A 17,477-nucleotide genomic window follows, 5' to 3' on the forward strand; every position below is an offset into this window, starting at 1 on the left:
GGGGCTCACCGGTCGTCCGGGGCCGGCTCGTACGAGGTCAGCTCTTCGGCGTACTCGTAGGTGCGGGAGGTGTTCCACAGGCCATCGCGCAGGTACTCGACCTGGGCGATGTAGGCGTCGAAGGAGGCGAAGAGGCTCTCGCGGACGGCGGGCAGGTTGCGTTCGAGCTCCGCGCCGTACTGGTCATCGCCCAGCGGGTTGCCCACCTCGTCGAAGCCCTGGCGCAGGTTCTCCCGCTGTTCGCGCAGGACGCCGGCGTCGGCGTCGGCCCGCGCCGACCGGCGCCGGATGTCCTGCCACGTGACCTGGTAGCCGCCGTCACTGACCACGTGCGTCCTCGCCGGGCAGCCGCACCGGCTGCGGGAGGAACGACTCGAAGCTCGCGCCGTCGCCGTAGAGCTGGTCGAAGGGCAGGCCCTTCGGCACGAACGGCCGCATGAGCTGTTCGGTCTGCTCGGCCACGTCGCTCGTCGCCGCGCCGATCTGCTCCAGGATCGCCCGCGAGAGCTGCGACGGCGAGAGCCTGCGGTACACGCGCGGGTCCAGGTCGATGCGCTGCACCTGGCCGCGCGGGCCCACGGTCACCGTGATCATGCGGTCGGCGGACTCGGCGGTCGCCGTCAGCTCGACCAGCTTGCCGTAGGCCGCCCGCAGCCGGACGGCCTGCTGGTTGTACTCCTTGGCCATGTCCTCGATGGCCGTCCGGAACTCCTCGCTCAACGAGCCTGCCTCCCGTCGTCCGGGCGTCGTCAGTACCCCCGGGGAAGATATCCAGCTCTTCGCGCTATTTCCGCCCTCGTTGCGAAGGTTCGCGATTTCGTGATCATTTAGTCATCAAACTAGCGCGGCGCTGACAGCGCCATGGAATATCGTCGAAGGTTACGCCGAGCCCCGGATCACGAGCCGCGCGGGCAGCACGACCGAGGTCGCGTGCCGTCCCTCCAGACGTGAGAGCAGCAGCCGGGCCAGCGCCAGCGCCAGGTCGGCCACCGGCACGCGCACGGTGGTCAGGCCGGGGGTGGTGGCCGAGGCGGCGTCCACGTCGTCGAACCCCACGATCGCGAGGTCCTCCGGCACCCGCCGGCCCAGCTCCCCCGCCGCCCGCAGGGCCCCGATGGCGAGCTGGTCGGTGGCGGCGAAGACGGCGTCGAGCGACGGCGAGTCGCTGAGCAGCCGCCGGGTGGCCTCGGCGCCCGCGGCGCGGGTGAGGTCGTCGGCCAGGCCCAGGTGCGGCGTCAGGCCCGCGCGCTGGAGCGCCGCACGGTGGCCGGCCAGCCGGTCCTGGACGGTGACCAGGTCCGTGGGGCCGCACACCATGCCGATGCGGCGGCGGCCGAGCGCGAGCAGGTGCTCGGTGGCGGTGGCCGCCCCGCCCGCGTTGTCCACGTCCACGTACGGCACCAGCGACGCGATCGGCGGCTTGCCCAGCAGCACGAGGGGCACCCCGGTCCGGGAGAGCCGCTCGGCCAGCGTGTCGCCCCGGTCGGGCGGCAGCAGCACGACGCCGTCGGCGAGCCGGGCCTCGACGTGGGCGGCGATGCGCCGGTGGCTCTCGGCGGTGTCGGCGAGCATCAGCGTGATCTGCTTGCCGGCCCCCTCCAGCAGGCTCGTGACGTACTGGACCACGGCGGAGGTGAGCGCGTCGCCGCCCTGCCTGGGCACGGACAGGACCAGGGCGACCGCGTTGGTCCGGCGGGTGACGAGGCTGCGGGCGGCCAGGTTGGGCACGTAGCCGAGCTCGTTGACGGCCTGCATCACCGAGGTCCTGACCTCGTCGCTCACCGACGACTCGCCGTTGACGACGCGCGAGACCGTGGCCCTGGAGACGCCCGCGCGGGCGGCCACCGTCTCCAGGGTGGGCCGCCTGGGCCGCGTCTCGGCCAGGCCGTTGCGCCGGATGACGTCGCGGTACCACAGCGCGCTGTCCTTGAGCCGCCGCCGCTGGGTGGCGAAGTCGACGTGCACGAGGCCGAACTTGCGCCGGTAGCCGTCCGCCCATTCGAGATTGTCGAGCAAGGTCCAGACGAGATATCCGCGCACCCGCGCGCCGTCGTCGATCGCCGCGCGCAGGGCGCGCAGGTGCTCCTCGATGAAACTGATCCGCTCGACGTCGTGAATGCCGTCGCCGGTCACCACGTCCACGAAGTCCGCGCCATTCTCGGTGATCATCAGATCGAGCCCCGGATATTCCCGGGAAAGGCGGCGGAGAAGCAGCGAGAGGCAATTCGGCACGATCGGCCAGCCCATGGCGGTGACCGCCGTGGGAATGGTGCAGAACAGGATTCCCGCACTGCCCGGATAGGCGGGGTCGGCGGGCTCGCTCGGCTGCGCCTGGACGACCAGCGGGGTGTAGTAGTTGACGCCGAGCAGGTCGAGGGGCTGGGCGATGGTCTCCAGGTCGCCGTCGTGGACGTGGTCGAGCCCGCCGTGCCGCTCGACGACGGGCAGCAGCTCGGCCGGGTACGCCCCGCGCAGCATCGGCTCCAGGAACTGCCGGTTGACCAGGGTGTCGATCCTGGCCACCGCCGCGGCGTCCTCCGCCGACAGTTCCCTGCCGAAGTCGCTCACCTGGGCGGGCGTCATGACGGGCGAGATGTTCAGCACGGCGCCGACCTTGGCGGCCCCGCCCGCGCGCAGGGCCTGCACGGCCAGGCCGTGGCCGAGCAGCATGTGGTGGGCGGCCCGGAAGGCGTCGGCGGCGGACCTGCGGCCCGGGGCGTGGATGCCGGAGCCGTACCCGAGGAAGGCCGCCACCCACGGCTCGTTCAGCGTGAACCAGGTGTCCACCCGGTCGCCGAGCCGCTGGTGGACGGCGGCGGCGTACTCGGCGAACCGCTCGGCCGTGTCGCGGGACGGCCAGCCGCCGCGCTCCTCCAGGGCCTGCGGCAGGTCCCAGTGGTAGAGGGTGGCGTAGGGGGTGACGCCCGCGCCGGCCAGTTCGTCCACCAGCCGGTCGTAGAAGTCGAGGCCGGCCGCGTTGGGTGCGCCGCGCCCTTCGGGGAGAATCCGGGCCCAGCTCACCGAGAACCGGTAGGCGGGCATTCCCAGCTCTTTCATGAGCTGAACGTCCTCGCGATACCGGTGGTAATGGTCGCACGCCTCCGCCCGGTCCGCGGAAAAGTCATCCCAAATGGACGGCAGACGGCCGTGCGCGGCCGTGGCCCCCTCGATCTGGAATGCCGACGTCGAAACTCCCCACACGAAGCCCTCGGGGAAGCTCGTGGTGCTCATATTGGCGGATGCCTTTCGGTCATGGTCAACCCGCCCAGTCTCCCGCGCGCCGCTCGTCGCGCGCCAGCCTGGCCAGGCGGTATACAGAGCGCGTGGAACTGGACCAGCTCGATCGTGACATCATCGCGGCGCTCGTCGACGACGCCCGCCGGACCTATGCGGAGATCGGCCAGCAGGTGGGGCTGAGCGCGTCGGCGGTGAAGCGGCGGGTGGACCGGCTCCGCGACACGGGGGCGATCACGGGGTTCAGCGCACGGGTCTCGCCGCGGGCGCTCGGCTGGACGACGGAGGCGTACGTCGAGCTGTTCTGCCAGGGCAAGACCAAGCCGTCGGACATCGCGCTGGCCATGGCCAGGTTCCCCGAGGTGGTGGCGGCGGCCACGATCACCGGCGAGGCGGACGCGTTGCTGCACATCAGGGCCACGGACGTCCGGCACGTGGAGCGGGTGATCGAGCGCATCGCGGCGATGACGTTCGTGGTCCGGACCAAGAGCTCCATCGTGCTGTCGAGGCTGGTCGACACGCCTCCCGGAGCCGCTCCGCCGGAGCCGCGCAACGAATCCACGGCCGCGGGCTGACAGACGCAACAAAATCGCACCGACACGCAATGCCGCCCACTTGGCCTGCGCAAACGCGCGTTCTTAGGCTGTCCTCAATCCCCTGAGGTGGGGATTTCCCCTGCGTAAGAGCCGATGGAGTGATGCATGCCCAAACACTTCCTCATGTGCCGCCCTGAGTACTTCACGGTCGAGTACGCCATCAATCCGTGGATGGACCCCGAGGCCGGCGCGGATCGCGACGTGGCGGTCCGGCAGTGGGAGGGCCTGAAGGCGGCGTACGAGGAACTCGGCCACGAGGTGAGCCTGATCGACCCGATCGATGGGCTCCCTGACATGGTGTTCGCCGCGAACGGCGCGCTCGTCGTGGGCGGACGTGCCTACGGCGCGCGCTTCGCCTACCCGCAGCGCGGCCCCGAGGGGCCCGCCTACCTGCGCTGGTTCGAGGAGCGCGGCTACCCGACGCTGGAGCCGTCGCACGTGAACGAGGGTGAGGGCGACTTCCTCACGCTCGACGACGTCATCCTGGCCGGCACGGGCTTCCGCACCGACGTGGTGGCCCACCAGGAGGCGCAGGAGTACCTGGGCCGCCCGGTGGTCTCGCTGACGCTGGTGGACCCGCGCTACTACCACCTGGACACGGCGCTGTTCCCGCTCGACGGGCACAACGTGGCCTACTACCCCGCGGCCTTCTCGCCGGGCAGCCTCTCGGTGCTGCGCCGCATGTTCCCCGACGCGGTGATCGCGACCGCCCGGGACGCCGAGGTGCTCGGCCTCAACGCGGTCAGCGACGGCACGAACGTGGTCGTCAGCTCCGAGGCGTCCGATCTGCAGTTGGAGCTCAAGCGGCGTGGGTACGAGGTGATCCCGGTCGAGCTGTCGGAGCTGCGTAAGGCGGGCGGCGGGCCCAAGTGCTGCACACTTGAGATCAGGGGGGAGAACTGATCATGACCACCAGCGCAGAGCTGATCGAAGTGAGCGAGCGCCGCGGGGCGCACAACTACCATCCACTGCCGGTGGTGATCCACGAGGCGCACGGCGCGTGGGTCACCGACGTCGAGGGCAAGCGGTATCTCGACTGTTTGGCGGGCTACTCCTCGCTCAACTTCGGCCACGGCCACCCGAAGATCATCGAGGCCGCGAAGGAGCAGCTCGAACGGCTCACGCTGACCAGCCGCGCCTTCTACCACGACCAGTTCGCGCAGTTCTGCACGGGCCTCGGCGACCTGACGGGCAAGGACCTGGTCCTGCCCATGAACACCGGCGCCGAGGCCGTCGAGACCGCCATCAAGGTGGCGCGCAAGTGGGGCTACGAGGTCAAGGGCGTCGAGCCCGAGCAGGCCAACATCATCGTGATGGAGGACAACTTCCACGGCCGCACCACCACGATCGTCAGCTTCTCCACCGACCCTGAGGCGCACGACAACTTCGGCCCGTACACGCCGGGTTTCCGGATCGTCCCGTACGCGTCGGTCGAGGCGGTCCGGGCGGCCATGGACGCGAACACGGTGGCCGTGCTGGTCGAGCCGATCCAGGGCGAGGCCGGGGTGCTGGTGCCGCCGGACGGGTACCTGAGCGAGCTCCGGGCGCTGTGCACGGCCGAGGGCGTCCTGATGATCGCCGACGAGGTGCAGTCGGGGCTGGGACGCACGGGGCAGACGTTCGCGTGCGACCATGAGGGGGTCGTGCCCGACATCTACGTGCTGGGCAAGGCGCTCGGCGGCGGCGTCGTGCCGGTCTCGGCCATCGCCGCCGACCGCGACGTGCTGGGCATCATCCACCCGGGGCAGCACGGGTCCACGTTCGGCGGCAACCCGCTGGCCTGCGCGGTCGCCAACGCGGTCATCGAGATCCTGAACACCGGCGAGTTCCAGGCGCGCGCCACCAAGCTCGGCGAGGTGCTGCACGCGAAGCTGCGCGAGCTGATCGGCCAGGGCGTGGTGGAGGTGCGCGGGCGCGGCCTGTGGGCGGGCGTGGACATCGACCCGTCGATCGCCACCGGGCGCGAGGTGTCCAAGGCGCTGCTCAAGCGGGGCGTGCTGGCCAAGGACACGCACGGCTCCACGATCCGGCTGGCGCCGCCGATCGCGGTCTCGGAGGAGGACCTGCTGTGGGCGGTCTCCCAGCTCGCCGACGCGCTCTACGAGCTGAGAACCACGTGATCCGCTGAGCGATCGATCAGCGGGGCCCGTTCACCGTACGTGGGCGGGCCCTGCCGCGTGCCACACCTGCATGCCCGCCGGGGCGTCGCCCGGCTCGAACCCCGCCTCCTTCAGCTCGGCCGCCACGACGTGCCCGGCGGGCCAGTGCGCGGTGGTGATCACCTCGTCCGCGCTGAGCACCGTGCCGCGCCGCTCGACCCGGTAGACGAACCGCGAGGTGACGCGCTCCCCCTCGGCCGCCAGGACCTGCCCGGCGACCGCGTACGTGTGCCTGCCGACCTGGTAGGAGCCCAGGACCTCGAGGTCTCCTGGCACGGCGGGCGCGCGGTCGCGCCAGTTGAACACCAGCCGCCCGCCCGGCTCCAGCCCGTCGCGCAGCACCCGCCACAGCTCGGCCCGCCCGGCGGCGGCGAAGCTCTGCAGCACCGAGATCATCACGACGGCCTCGACCGGCTCGTCCACCTCAAGATCCAGCGCACCGCACGGCAGCACGGTCACCCGGCGCAGCAGACCGGGGTCGGCGGCCAGGCGGGACAGCAGCACGGAGCGCATGCCGAGCGACGGCTCGACGGCGTAGATCTCGGCGGGGGTCTCGCGGGCGATCAGCTCGGTGATCAGGCCGGTGCCGGCGCCGATCTCGACGACGCTCCGCCGCACGCCCGCCAGCAGCGGGGGCAGCAGTTCGCGGACCATGGGCACGTGGCCGTCCCCGTGCCAGAGGTCGTAGAAGGGCACGGCGACGGCACAGGCATCTTCACGCATGGGTGTCAGCGTAGGCGGGCGGTGTCGATCGGTTTGACCACCTCACCGGTGGAGCCGTACCAGGTGATCTGGTCGGGGAGGGTGAGCATGGCCAGCGCGTTCTGGAACCACGGGCCCTTGACGACCTTCCAGCGGAACGGCGGGCGCGGGATGCCCGCCAGCCGCGCCAGCAGGCTGCCCACCAGCGTGGCGATCGAAAACTGGGTGAAGACGTTGGCCCAGCGCAGCAGCCGGCTGAGCGGGTTGCGGATGGGCGAGCAGACGATCTGGAAGACCGGGCCCCGGTCGACCTTGGCCAGGTAGGAGTAGTGCACGTCGCCCGACAGGATCAGCACCGGCTTGCCCAGCCCGACGAGCAGCCGCGCGAGGTCGTCGAACGAGCGCCGGAAGGCCGCCCAGTGCTCCAGGTCGATGGCCTGGCGCAGGGCCTCCGACCAGCGCCGCACGAGCGGCCCCCACTTGCCGTCGCACAGGGCCTCGTTCCAGTTCTGCACGCCGTGGACGCCCTCGGGGAGCAGGAACGGGATCGACGAGCCGATGATGATGCGCTCGGCGGGCCGGCGCACCTGGTCCTCCAGCCAGGCCCACTCCCCCGGGTCGAGCATCCGCCGGTCGCCGGGGGTGACCTGCCTGGCGCAGCGGGTGTCCACCATGATCAGACGCGTGGCGCCGAGGTCGCGGGCGTAGCTCCAGCGGTTGCTGCTCGGCTCGGCGTCGGCCCGTTCGGCGAACTCGTCGAGAGCCGCGCCGCCGTCGCCGGCCATCAGCTTGGCCAGCAGTTCGTCGTCCGCGCGCTCGGCGGGCGAGAGGTTGCCGAGATGCTGGTAGATCCAGTACGCCCCCAGCCCCGCCACGACCCTGCGCCGCCACCAGGGCGTGCGGGCCATCTGCTCGCGCCAGGGCTGCGAGGTGTTCCAGTCGTCGCGCAGGTCGTGGTCGTCGAAGATCATCGCGGTCGGCACGGTGGACAGCAGCCAGCGGATCTCCGTCTCGGTCCACGCCTGGCGGTACAGCTCGGCGTACTCCTCGAAGTCGGCGATCTCGCCCTGCGGCTCGGTGTCCCTGCGGGCGTGGATGTAGGCCAGCATGTCGGGCGAGGGGTTGTCGGCGTAGACCTGGTCGCCGAGGAGCAGCAGCAGGTCGGGCCACTCCTCCTCGGCGGCGTCGGGCAGGTGCTCGCCGAAGGCGCGCAGGACGTCGTCGCCGTGGCTGCGTACGTGGGCGGCGTCGTGCGGCACGCTCGTACGGCACGATCCGAACGCCACCCGCCGCGCCCCTTCGGCGGGCAGCAGCCGGATCCGGCTCGGCGGGCGACCCGCCATGGGCCATACCTGCTCCCCGTCGAGCTTCACCGAGTACGACGCGATATCCTGGGACAACGCAACGAGATCCACGATCGCGTAGTGGTGTCCGTGCACGGTGAAGGTAGGCGACCGGTAAGACCTGCCGTCCGCTTCCACAGTGACCGTGCAGGGTTCGGCGGTCTCCACCCAGATCGAGGCGCTGTCGGTGTCGACGTGACGCAACATCGGCCCCACCACCAGTGCGGGCATTCCACCCCTCAGTTCGACGGTTCGGCACACTCTCGCATCGTTAGCCTGCCAGAGTGGCACGGTCCACAGCATCCGATCGCCGGCTTGGATTTCTTCCAACAACTAGGCAAGGCCAAACCACCCGCCGTAGGATGATCGTGACAACAACGCCCAAAAAGGGAAAGGCAACGGCGCTTTTTCCGCAAAAGGGCGTACATACCAGGAGGAAGTTCTCCATGAGCATCATGGTGCCGTCAAAGACGCCGGCCCTGATCACTCCGGGCCGTCAGGCCCTCGACTCCGCTCTCCACCAACTCGACCAGGCGGCCGGGCATCTCGGGCTCGACGACGGGCTGCGCACGATGCTGGCCACGCCGCGCCGCTCGCTGACCGTCTCCGTCCCGGTGCGGCGCGAGGACGGCCGGCTCGACGTCGTCCAGGGCTACCGGGTCCAGCACAACGTCTCGCGCGGCCCGGCCAAGGGCGGCCTGCGGTTTCATCCCGCGACCGACATCCACGAGGTGACCGCGCTCGCGATGTGGATGACGTGGAAGTGCGCGCTGGTCGGCATCCCGTACGGCGGCGCCAAGGGCGGCGTGGCCATCGACCCGGCCGTGCTCACCACCCGCGAGCTGGAGCGGCTGACCCGCCGCTACGTCAACGAGATCCTGCCGCTGATCGGCCCGGAGAAGGACATCCCGGCACCCGACGTCGGCACCGACGAGCAGACCATGGCCTGGATCATGGACACCTACAGCGTCAACGCCGGCTACTCGGTGCCCGGGGTGGTCACCGGCAAGCCGACGACGCTGGGCGGCTCGCTCGGCCGCTCCGGCGCGACCTCGCGCGGCGTGCAGATCGCGGCGCTGGCCGCGCTCGGCCGCTCGCCCGAGGGCGTGACCGTCGCCGTGCAGGGCTTCGGAAAGGTGGGCGCGCCGGCCGCGCAGTACCTGTCCGACGCCGGGTGCAAGGTGGTGGCGGTCTCCGACGTCAGCGGCGCGGTCCACGCGGCCGGGGGCCTCGACATCGCCAAGCTGCGCGCGTACGCGGCCGAGACCGGCGGCGTACGCGGCTTCCACCAGGCCGACGCACTGGGCCACGACGAGCTGTTCGAGCTGGACGTGGACGTGCTCGTCCCGGCCGCGCTCGAAGGCGTGATCACCGAGGCCAACGCGCCCCGGATCCGCGCCCGCCTGATCGTCGAGGGCGCCAACGGCCCCACCACGCCCGAGGCCGACGAGATCCTCGTCGGCAACGGCACCACGGTGGTGCCCGACATCCTGGCCAACGCGGGCGGGGTGATCGTGTCGTACCTGGAGTGGGTGCAGAACATGCAGGCGTACACGTGGAGCTCGGGTGACGTCGAGCTCAAGCTGCGCGAGCTGATGCTGGGAGCCTTCTCCGAGGTCACGTCACTGGCCGCCGACCGCGGCCTGACGCTGCGGGAGGCGGCCCACGTGATCGGCGTGGGCCGGGTGGCCGAGGTGCACCAGATGCGCGGCCTCTACCCGTGAGCGCGACTTAAGTAGCGGGGGGCTCGCCCAAGGTTCGATGCCGGGGCGGGCCCCTCGCCGCGATCGTGGAGGCATGAGAGGGCTCATCAGTTTCGTCGCCGTGATCGCCGTCATCCAGGGGCTCGCGGGCTTCGCCGGCCGGGTGTGGTTCGACCGCGAGTGGGGGTTCCTGCACCGGCTGGTGGACCTGCCGGTGCCGGCGTACTTAGGGGTGGCGGCGGCCGGCGTGGTGGTGCTGATCCTGGCCGACAACGCCAGGAAACGCGACCGGGGCTGAGGCCGGGCCGCCACGCGCGGGAAGGTCCTTCCGCCGGGGAGCGCAGAGGGAGGATACTCGTCGGCGGCGCGGCGACCGTCCGTCCGCGTGCGGCCCGGCTGCCGGGCCCGCCCGGTCGCGCCGCGCCCGCCGCCCCGGGTCCGCCGGGCCGTCCTACCGCCGGAGGTCTGATGAACGTCGTCTCCTACCGTCCCGAGCCGGAGGAGCTGAGCTACACCTTCGGCGGCCGGCCGCCGGTCGGCACGGTACGTCCGGGCACGATCCTGGAGCTGTACACCGAAGACTGCTTCGGCGGCCGGGTCCGGACCGTGGCCGACCTGCCGTCCCGGGTGTGCGAGTTCCCCTACCTGAACCCCGTCTCGGGTCCCTTCCACGTCGAGGGCGCCGAGCCGGGCGACACGCTGGCGCTGCACTTCGTCTCGATCACCCCGGCCAGGGACTGGGCGGTGTCCACGACGTTCCCCCACTTCGGGGCGCTGACCGGCACCCACACGACGGCCATGCTCCAGCCGCCGCTGGAGGAGCGCGTCTGGCGCTACGACATCGACCTCGGCCGCGGCGTGGCCGTCTACCACGCCCGCAACAGCGACTTCAGCGTGGCGCTGCCGCTCGACCCGATGCACGGCACGGTCGGCGTGGCCCCCGGCGCGAACGAGGCCCGCATGACGATCACCCCCGACGCGCACGGCGGCAACATGGACACCCCCGAACTGCGCGCCGGCGTCACCGTCTACCTGGGCGTCAACGTCGAGGGCGGGCTGTTCTCGATCGGCGACGGCCACGGGCTGCAGGGCCACGGCGAGGTGTGCGGGACGGCCGTCGAGTCGGCCATGAACACCGTGGTCGCGGTCGAGCTGATCAAGGGGGTGGCCACGCCGTGGCCGCGCCTGGAGGACGATCAGCACCTGATGTCCACCGGGTCGGCCAGGCCGCTGGAGGACGCGTACCGGATCAGCCAGCACGACCTGGTCACCTGGACCTCCGGACTGACCGGCCTGGACACGCTCGACGCCTACCAGCTCGTCAGCCAGGGCGGGCAGGCGCCGGTCGGGAACGTGTGCGACACCAACTACACGATGGTCGCCAAGCTGCCCAAGGCGTATCTGGGCCGGGTCGCGGTCTACGACTCCGCGCACGCCCGGCTGCGCGCGCTGGGTTCCCAGTACACGACTTAGTAAACCTTCATGTCGCAGGTCAGACTACTGATCATCTTCGTCCTACAGTGGCAGGGTGCTCAGGTTGGCTCTGTCTCTGGTCCTGCTCGATCCAGCGGCCGTCACCGAGGTGTCGCACCGCTACGTCCCCGTCCCCCGCGTGCTCACTCCTGACGGCGACCGCCTGGGCTACGCGCCGGTCCCGCGCCCGTACACGGGGGCGCGGCGGCTGACCGGGGTGCTGGTCGGCCACGACCCGGTCGCCCGGAGGGACGTGGCGTGCGGGGGCACGGTCATCGGCTCGCGCAGCCGCAGCCTGGTGCTGACCGCGGCCCACTGCCTCTACCACGACGGGCGGCTGCTCAGGCGGCTGGCCTTCCTGCCCGGCTACGACCGTGGCCGGCCGCCGCTCGGGGTCTGGCCGGTCGTGCGCACGTGGGTGCCTGCCAGGTGGCGCAGCCGGCCGTACTCCCCGGAGCTGCTCCCGTACGACGTGGGCCTGGTCGGGGTGGCCAGCGGCAGGCGCCCGCTGGAGGCCGTCACCGGGCGGGGGCTGTCGCCGATGCGCACCGCCAGAGGCACCGAGCTGCGCGGCCTCGAACTGCTCGGCTACCCGGCGGGCAAGGGCTATCCGGGCACGACGATGTACCGGTGTCTGGGCGACGTGGTCGAAGGGGTCTCCGAGGGCCCCGGGGTGATGGTCACCCGCAACTGTCACGCCGCGGCGGGCGGCAGCGGCGGCCCGGCCCTGTACGGCGGGGCGGTGGCGGGCGTCGTGTCGTCGTCGAGCCCGCTGAGCGACGCGAAGGGCTACACCGTGCTGACCCGGCTGGGGGGCAGGCCGTTCCAGCGGATGTTCACCAGGGCCGACCGGGAGATGCGGCGCAAGGCGGCCGGCTGACGCTACGCCGCGCCGGCCGCGCTGACGATCTCCTCGCAGAGGGCGTGGGTGGCCAGGGCGTCGGTGGCGGCCACACGGCGGCCGTCGCGGACGGCGGCCAGGAAATCCAGGCAGATCTGCTCGATGCCGCGCTGCCTGGCGACCGGCACCCAGTCGGGACGCCGGGCGAGGGTCTCGCCGCCGGTGTAGTCGATGATGTCGCCGAGGTTGACCACGCGCCGTTTCGCGCCGTCGCCCATGGCCTCGCAGGTCTCCTCGCTCGCGCCGCTCATCCGGTTCATGACGCCGATCGTGGTGAAGCCGTCGCCCGACAGCTCCAGGACGATGTGCTCGATCAGGCCGTCTCTGACGCGGGTCCGGATCGTCCGGCCGGTGACCGGCCCCGGCGCGAGGAACCTGAGGGTGTCGGCCACGTGGATGAAGTCGTCGAAGATCGCCCGGCGCGGGAGGTCGGGGTGGTTGTGCCGGTTCTTCTCCATCAGGACGAGGTGGCGGGGGTGGGCGGCCAGTTCGGCGTAGCCGGGGGCGTGACGGCGGTTGAAGCCGACCATCAGGGACCTGCCCGCCGCCTCCGCCAGGCGGACGAGCCGCTCCGACTCGGCCAGGGTGTAGGCGATCGGCTTGTCGACGTAGACGTGGATCCCGGCGTTGAGCAGCGGTTCGATGATCTCGGGGTGCGCGTCGGTGGCCGCGTGCACGAACGCCACGTCCACCCCGGCCTTGATCACCTCGTCCACGCTCGTGGACCGGCGGGCGATCCGGTAGGTGTCGCCGAGCCGGTCCAGCCGGGCCTGGTTGCGGGTGCAGAGGTGCAGGTCGAGAGCGGGCTGGGCGGCCAGCACGGGAAGGTATGCCTTCTCCGCGATGTCGCCCAGCCCGATCATGGCTGTCTTCATCCGTCGAGCGTAGCCTTCAGTGCCGTGTCGATCGGCGTGGGCGCGACGCCGAAGGTGCGCTGGAAGGCCGAGGAGTCGAGCAGGTACGGCGCGGTGAACTGGTAGCGGACGTGCCGCAGTTCCCGCAGCGTGACCGAGAACAGCCCGGCCGCCCGCACCAGCCCCCACGGCAGCGACTGCATCCGGGGCTCGGGAGCGCCGATCACGGCCGCCATGCGCTGCGCCATCTGGCGGAAGGACTGCGCCTCGGCGGTGGGCACGTGCCACGGCCGGCCCCAGGCCCGCTCGTCCGTGCCGGCCGTGATCAGGGCGTCGGCCACGTCGGGCAGGTAGGTCCAGCTATGCGGCAGGTCCGTCGGGTACGGCAACTGGATCGCCTTGCCCGCCCTGAGCGGCACGATGAAGCGGTCGCCCAGGTAGGACTGGTCGGTGGCGCCGGGGCCGTAGTAGTCGGAGCCGCGGATCTCGGTGGCCCTGATCCGGCCGGCCTCGTGCGCGGCCAGCGCGTCGGCCCACATCTTGGCGCGGACCCGGAACTTGGGGTTGGGCGAGGCGAGCGGCAGGTCCTCGGTCATCGGGCCGTCGACGGGGCCGTAGGGGTAGAGGTTGCCGAGCATCACGTAGGCGGCGCCGCTCGCCTCGGCGGCGGCCAGGAACGAGTCGGCCATCGGCGGCCAGTCGGTGAGCCAGCGGTGGTACTGCGGGTTGACGCAGTTGTACAGGGCGTCGGCCCCTCGGGTCACCTCGGTCAACCTGGCCCGGTCGGCGACGTCGGCGGCCACCTTGACCGAGCCCGCGGGCCCGCTGCCCGAGCGGGTCACGACGACGACCTCGTGCCCCTGGGCGATGAGCTTGGTGGCCAGGTGCGTGCCGACCTGGCCGGAACCGACCACAACGTGCTTGCCCATGATCAGACCTCGTTCCAGACGATGCGGAGGACCGCGTTGAGGATGAAGAGTGCGGAGAAGACGGCGGCGGGGGCGGCGAGCCCGGAGGCGTAGAGCGCCAGCGCGCCGCCGCCGAACCAGAGGATCTCCAGCGCCGCGCGGGCCAGACCGGTCAGCGGGTACGTGGCGTTCGCGCCGCCGCCCGCCCCGAACAGGGCCCACGCCGTGATGAACAGCGCCGGGCCGGCGAGCCCCGCCAGCAGCTTGACGCCCCAGCCGGAGTCGAGCGTGAAACCCCAGTAGCCGACGGAGAACAGCACACCGAGTTCAAGGAGGAACATCAGCACCGCGTTGGCGTTCTTGGCCAGGTTGAGCATCGGGGTCGCCTCCGGAGCAGCAGGGGTCGTTCGCTTGCGAGAGCAATGCTCTCTCAAAAGAGCGCTGCTCGTCAAGAGCAGTGCTCTCGTTTTTTGGCACCGCTCTGCTAATCTGCCCTGTATGACAGCCAGCCGAACTGCCAGAGAACGCGTCCGGGCCGAGCTCACCAAAGAGATCACCGACATCGCGCGGCGCCAGCTCGCCACCGAGGGGGCCGGCGGCCTGTCGCTGCGGGCGGTGGCGCGGGAGATGGGCATGGTCTCCTCGGCCATCTACCGCTACTTCCCGAGCCGCGACGACCTGCTCACCGCACTGATCATCGACAGCTACAACGCGCTCGGCGAGGCCGTCGAACGCGCCGAGGCGGCGGTCCCGCGCGACGACCACCTCGCGCGGTGGCTGGCGGCCTGCGGAGCCGTCCGCGACTGGGGCGTGGCCCACCCCCACGAGTACGCGCTCATCTACGGCTCCCCCGTGCCCGGCTACCAGGCCCCCCAGGACACGGTCACGGCCCGCGTGCGGGACGTGGCGGTGCTGGGCCGCATCATGTCCGAGGCGTGGCAGGCGGGGGCGCTGCGGCCGGCCGAGGAGGAGGCGCCGCCGGAGCTGGAGCAGGAGGTGGTGAACTTCCGTCCGCTCATGCCCGGCGTGCCCGACAACGTGATCTGGCGCGTCATCACGGGCTGGACGGGCCTGTACGGGTGGGTCAGCTTCGAGGTGTTCGGCCAGTTCAACAACACGATCGAGGACCGGGGCACGGCCTTCGGGCACACCATGCGGCTGGCGGCGGGCACGATCGGGCTCACCCGGTGAGACACGTCAGGACGTGCTGAGCACCCGGACACAGGGGCTCGACGCGCCGGGCCGAGCGGCCGGGGACCGCTCGGACAAACCCTGCTCACGTCGGCCCGCCCGGTGACGGGCCCGGCGGCCGGGCCCGTTCTCCGGATCGGACGCGGTCAGCGCGCGGCGCGGTTGACCGCGGAGGTGATGGCCTTGAGCGAGGCCGACGTGGTGTTGGCGTCGACGCCCACGCCCCACAGCACCTTCCCGTTGACCTCGCACTCCAGGTAGGAGGCCGCCTTGGCGTCGGTGCCCGCGCTCATCGCGTGCTCCACGTAGTCGAGCACCCGCACCTGGATGCCGACGTTCCCGATGGCGTCGATGAAGGCCGAGATCGGGCCGTTGCCCTTACCCTCGATCTCGCGGATCTCGCCGTCGAGCCGCACGTCGGCGCTGATCAGGTCCTTGTCGTCGACCGTGGACTCGTGGCGGTGGGCCATGAGGCTCAGGCGGCCCCAGCGATTGGCCGGGTTGGGCAGGTACTCGTCGCGGAAGATCTCGTACATCGCGGCCGGGCCGATCTCGCCGCCCTCGCTGTCGGTGCGGGCCTGCACCACCTTCGAGAACTCGATCTGCAGCCGCCGCGGCAGGTCGAGCTGGTGGTCGGCCTTCATGATGTACGCGACGCCGCCCTTGCCCGACTGGCTGTTGACCCGGATGACGGCCTCGTAGGAGCGGCCGATGTCCTTCGGGTCGATCGGCAGGTACGGGACCGCCCAGGTGAACTCGTCCACCGGCACGCCGGCCTCGCTCGCGTCGCGCTCCAGGTGCTCGAAGCCCTTCTTGATGGCGTCCTGGTGGGAGCCGGAGAAGGCGGTGTAGACCAGCTCGCCGCCCCACGGGTGGCGCGGGTGCACGGGCAACTGGTTGCAGTACTCGGTGACGCGGCGGATCTCGTCGATGTCGCTGAAGTCGATCTCGGGGTCGACGCCCTGGGAGAACAGGTTCATGCCCAGGGTGACCAGGCAGACGTTGCCGGTGCGCTCGCCGTTGCCGAACAGGCAGCCCTCGATGCGGTCGGCCCCGGCCAGGTAGCCCAGCTCGGCGGCGGCCACGGCGCTGCCGCGGTCGTTGTGCGGGTGCAGCGACAGGATGATCGAGTCGCGGTGCCTGAGGTTGCGGTGCATCCACTCGATCTGGTCGGCGTAGATGTTGGGGGTGGCCATCTCGACCGTGGCGGGCAGGTTGATGATCACCTTGCGGTCGGGGGTGGGCTGCCACACCTCGTTGACGGCGTCGCACACCTCGACGGCGTACTCCAGCTCGGTGCCGGTGAACGACTCGGGCGAGTACTGGAAGCGGACGTCCACGTCGCAGGCGTCGGCGAGCTTCTTGACCAGCTTGGCGCCCTCGACCGCGATGGCGGTGATGCCGTCCTTGTCCTGGCCGAACACCACGCGGCGCTGCAGGGTGGAGGTCGAGTTGTACAGGTGCACGATGGCCTGCTTGGCGCCGGCGATGGACTCGAAGGTCCGCTCGATCAGCTCGGGACGGGCCTGCGTCAGCACCTGGATGACCACGTCGCCGGGGATGCGGCCCTCTTCGATGATCTGCCGGATGAAGTCGAAGTCGGTCTGCGAGGCGGCCGGGAAGCCCACCTCGATCTCCTTGTAGCCCATGCCTACCAGCAGCTCGAACATCTTGAGCTTGCGGTGGGAGTCCATCGGGTCGATCAGCGCCTGGTTGCCGTCACGCAGGTCGACCGCGCACCATCGGGGAGCCTCGGTGATCACCTTGTCGGGCCAGGTGCGGTCGGTCAGCCGGACCGGCTCGTACGGCTGGTAACGCTGGACGGGCATGCGGCTGGGCTGCTGAGCTGTCATGATCGGATGCTCCTCGTCGGTCTCAGAAAGAAAGCGGCCGACGCGCATGACTCGCTCCGCGGCGAGGGAGCCGGCCTTACAGGCCCCCGCCGCGGCAGCTAAGAAGGAGCCCGCGCAGCATGACATGAACGCTACCAGACGCCCCGGGATGCACCGTGCAGGATCTCAAATCCCGAGAAACCAGCGGAATCGGCGGCGAACGGGCTTCCTTACCCGCGCCATACCAGCCGTGGGGCGGCTGCTATCGCGTGGTGATTAGAGTCGTGGACATGCGGGACGACGAGATTCTCACCAGGATCAGCGCGCTGGTCGACGAGGAGCACGAGCTGCGCGGCAGGCTGACGACCGGCGCGGTGACCTCCGACGAGGAGCACGCGCGCATCAAGGAGCTGGAGACGGCCCTCGACCAGTGCTGGGACCTGCTCAGGCAGCGCCGCGCCAGGCGTACCGCGGGCGCGGACCCCGAGGGCGCCACCGCCCGCCCGGCCGGCGAGGTGGAGAACTACCGCCAGTAGGCGGACCGTGAGCCGCGGCGTTCACAGCGCCGCGATCGGCGTGGA

18 protein-coding genes are annotated in these 17,477 nt (G+C 71.1%); 9 read left to right on the forward strand and 9 right to left on the reverse strand.

The window, feature by feature from the left end:
- Window positions 1-5 precede the first annotated feature (5 nt).
- From FAF44_RS11605 to FAF44_RS55755, 3 genes are all read right to left on the reverse strand, one after another.
- Window positions 6-329 (reverse strand): hypothetical protein, encoded by a 324-nt coding sequence (locus FAF44_RS11605; protein WP_237103088.1) that lies wholly within the window; start codon window positions 327-329, stop codon window positions 6-8.
- Entirely contained in the window at window positions 319-720 is a 402-nt protein-coding gene (locus tag FAF44_RS11610; protein ID WP_237103089.1) for a YbaB/EbfC family nucleoid-associated protein, read from the reverse strand. The genes FAF44_RS11605 and FAF44_RS11610 overlap by 11 nt, the downstream gene beginning before the upstream one ends.
- Window positions 721-879: 159 nt before the next feature.
- Window positions 880-3,231 carry a GH1 family beta-glucosidase gene (locus FAF44_RS55755; RefSeq protein ID WP_308193314.1) on the reverse strand — a complete coding sequence of 784 codons (2,352 nt, stop codon included), beginning with the start codon at window positions 3,229-3,231 and terminating at the stop codon, window positions 880-882.
- 92 nt (window positions 3,232-3,323) lie between these two features.
- Between FAF44_RS55755 and FAF44_RS11625 the strand changes: the two genes are divergently transcribed.
- From FAF44_RS11625 to rocD, 3 genes are all read left to right on the forward strand, one after another.
- Window positions 3,324-3,809 carry an Lrp/AsnC family transcriptional regulator gene (locus FAF44_RS11625; RefSeq protein ID WP_237103090.1) on the forward strand — a complete coding sequence of 162 codons (486 nt, stop codon included), beginning with the start codon at window positions 3,324-3,326 and terminating at the stop codon, window positions 3,807-3,809.
- Between the two features lie 126 nt (window positions 3,810-3,935).
- Window positions 3,936-4,733 (forward strand): dimethylargininase, encoded by a 798-nt coding sequence (gene ddaH / locus FAF44_RS11630; RefSeq protein ID WP_237103091.1) that lies wholly within the window; start codon window positions 3,936-3,938, stop codon window positions 4,731-4,733.
- A gap of 2 nt (window positions 4,734-4,735) precedes the next feature.
- On the forward strand, window positions 4,736-5,950 hold the full coding sequence (gene rocD / locus FAF44_RS11635) for an ornithine--oxo-acid transaminase (RefSeq protein WP_237103092.1): 1,215 nt from the start codon (window positions 4,736-4,738) through the stop codon (window positions 5,948-5,950).
- Between the two features lie 30 nt (window positions 5,951-5,980).
- On the opposite strand, the gene FAF44_RS11640 is transcribed toward rocD, so the two are convergent.
- Entirely contained in the window at window positions 5,981-6,712 is a 732-nt protein-coding gene (locus tag FAF44_RS11640) for a trans-aconitate 2-methyltransferase (protein WP_237103093.1), read from the reverse strand.
- A gap of 5 nt (window positions 6,713-6,717) precedes the next feature.
- On the reverse strand, window positions 6,718-8,265 hold the full coding sequence (locus tag FAF44_RS11645; protein WP_237103094.1) for an alkaline phosphatase D family protein: 1,548 nt from the start codon (window positions 8,263-8,265) through the stop codon (window positions 6,718-6,720).
- Window positions 8,266-8,480: 215 nt separating this feature from the next.
- On the opposite strand from FAF44_RS11645, the gene FAF44_RS11650 reads away from it, so the two are divergent.
- The 4 genes from FAF44_RS11650 (at window position 8,481) to FAF44_RS11665 (ending at window position 12,090) form a co-directional block, all read left to right on the forward strand.
- Entirely contained in the window at window positions 8,481-9,758 is a 1,278-nt protein-coding gene (locus FAF44_RS11650) for a Glu/Leu/Phe/Val dehydrogenase (protein ID WP_237103095.1), read from the forward strand.
- Window positions 9,759-9,831: 73 nt separating this feature from the next.
- A complete protein-coding gene (locus FAF44_RS11655) occupies window positions 9,832-10,035 on the forward strand; it encodes a hypothetical protein (protein ID WP_237103096.1) in 204 nt (67 codons plus the stop codon).
- A gap of 170 nt (window positions 10,036-10,205) precedes the next feature.
- Window positions 10,206-11,210: an acetamidase/formamidase family protein gene (locus tag FAF44_RS11660; RefSeq protein WP_237103097.1), complete on the forward strand. Its 1,005-nt coding sequence runs from the start codon at window positions 10,206-10,208 to the stop codon at window positions 11,208-11,210.
- A gap of 64 nt (window positions 11,211-11,274) precedes the next feature.
- Window positions 11,275-12,090: a serine protease gene (locus tag FAF44_RS11665; RefSeq protein ID WP_237103098.1), complete on the forward strand. Its 816-nt coding sequence runs from the start codon at window positions 11,275-11,277 to the stop codon at window positions 12,088-12,090.
- A 2-nt stretch (window positions 12,091-12,092) separates the two neighbouring features.
- Here FAF44_RS11665 and FAF44_RS11670 read toward each other — a convergent pair whose 3' ends face one another.
- The 3 genes from FAF44_RS11670 to FAF44_RS11680 are packed head-to-tail and all read right to left on the reverse strand — an operon-like array spanning window position 12,093 to window position 14,250.
- Window positions 12,093-12,986: a Gfo/Idh/MocA family protein gene (locus tag FAF44_RS11670; protein WP_237103099.1), complete on the reverse strand. Its 894-nt coding sequence runs from the start codon at window positions 12,984-12,986 to the stop codon at window positions 12,093-12,095.
- A complete protein-coding gene (locus FAF44_RS11675) occupies window positions 12,983-13,894 on the reverse strand; it encodes an NAD-dependent epimerase/dehydratase family protein (protein WP_237103100.1) in 912 nt (303 codons plus the stop codon). Before FAF44_RS11675 ends, FAF44_RS11670 begins: the two co-directional genes overlap by 4 nt.
- 2 nt (window positions 13,895-13,896) lie before the next feature.
- Window positions 13,897-14,250 (reverse strand): YrdB family protein, encoded by a 354-nt coding sequence (locus tag FAF44_RS11680; protein WP_237103101.1) that lies wholly within the window; start codon window positions 14,248-14,250, stop codon window positions 13,897-13,899.
- A gap of 121 nt (window positions 14,251-14,371) precedes the next feature.
- Between FAF44_RS11680 and FAF44_RS11685 the strand changes: the two genes are divergently transcribed.
- A complete protein-coding gene (locus FAF44_RS11685; protein ID WP_237103102.1) occupies window positions 14,372-15,064 on the forward strand; it encodes a TetR/AcrR family transcriptional regulator in 693 nt (230 codons plus the stop codon).
- A 146-nt stretch (window positions 15,065-15,210) separates the two neighbouring features.
- Here FAF44_RS11685 and leuA read toward each other — a convergent pair whose 3' ends face one another.
- The gene (leuA, locus tag FAF44_RS11690; RefSeq protein ID WP_237103123.1) at window positions 15,211-16,920 is read right to left on the reverse strand and encodes a 2-isopropylmalate synthase; all 1,710 of its coding nucleotides are present in this window, start codon (window positions 16,918-16,920) and stop codon (window positions 15,211-15,213) included.
- 266 nt (window positions 16,921-17,186) lie between these two features.
- Between leuA and FAF44_RS11695 the strand changes: the two genes are divergently transcribed.
- A complete protein-coding gene (locus FAF44_RS11695; RefSeq protein WP_237103103.1) occupies window positions 17,187-17,432 on the forward strand; it encodes a DUF2630 family protein in 246 nt (81 codons plus the stop codon).
- The last annotated feature ends 45 nt before the right edge of the window (window positions 17,433-17,477 follow it).

Source organism: Nonomuraea sp. MG754425 (genome assembly GCF_021699195.1).
In the GTDB taxonomy this organism is placed as follows: domain Bacteria; phylum Actinomycetota; class Actinomycetes; order Streptosporangiales; family Streptosporangiaceae; genus Nonomuraea.

Excerpts from the sequence above, each read along its gene's own strand:
- FAF44_RS55755 (WP_308193314.1), bottom strand. The coding sequence starts at position 3,231 with ATGAGCACCACGAGCTTCCCCGAGGGCTTCGTGTGGGGAGTTTCGACG.
- ddaH (WP_237103091.1), top strand. The coding sequence starts at position 3,936 with ATGCCCAAACACTTCCTCATGTGCCGCCCTGAGTACTTCACGGTCGAG.
- rocD (WP_237103092.1), top strand. The coding sequence starts at position 4,736 with ATGACCACCAGCGCAGAGCTGATCGAAGTGAGCGAGCGCCGCGGGGCG.
- FAF44_RS11640 (WP_237103093.1), bottom strand. The coding sequence starts at position 6,712 with ATGCGTGAAGATGCCTGTGCCGTCGCCGTGCCCTTCTACGACCTCTGG.
- FAF44_RS11645 (WP_237103094.1), bottom strand. The coding sequence starts at position 8,265 with ATGCCCGCACTGGTGGTGGGGCCGATGTTGCGTCACGTCGACACCGAC.
- FAF44_RS11650 (WP_237103095.1), top strand. The coding sequence starts at position 8,481 with ATGAGCATCATGGTGCCGTCAAAGACGCCGGCCCTGATCACTCCGGGC.
- FAF44_RS11655 (WP_237103096.1), top strand. The coding sequence starts at position 9,832 with ATGAGAGGGCTCATCAGTTTCGTCGCCGTGATCGCCGTCATCCAGGGG.
- FAF44_RS11660 (WP_237103097.1), top strand. The coding sequence starts at position 10,206 with ATGAACGTCGTCTCCTACCGTCCCGAGCCGGAGGAGCTGAGCTACACC.
- FAF44_RS11670 (WP_237103099.1), bottom strand. The coding sequence starts at position 12,986 with ATGAAGACAGCCATGATCGGGCTGGGCGACATCGCGGAGAAGGCATAC.
- FAF44_RS11675 (WP_237103100.1), bottom strand. The coding sequence starts at position 13,894 with ATGGGCAAGCACGTTGTGGTCGGTTCCGGCCAGGTCGGCACGCACCTG.
- FAF44_RS11680 (WP_237103101.1), bottom strand. The coding sequence starts at position 14,250 with ATGCTCAACCTGGCCAAGAACGCCAACGCGGTGCTGATGTTCCTCCTT.
- FAF44_RS11685 (WP_237103102.1), top strand. The coding sequence starts at position 14,372 with ATGACAGCCAGCCGAACTGCCAGAGAACGCGTCCGGGCCGAGCTCACC.
- FAF44_RS11695 (WP_237103103.1), top strand. The coding sequence starts at position 17,187 with ATGCGGGACGACGAGATTCTCACCAGGATCAGCGCGCTGGTCGACGAG.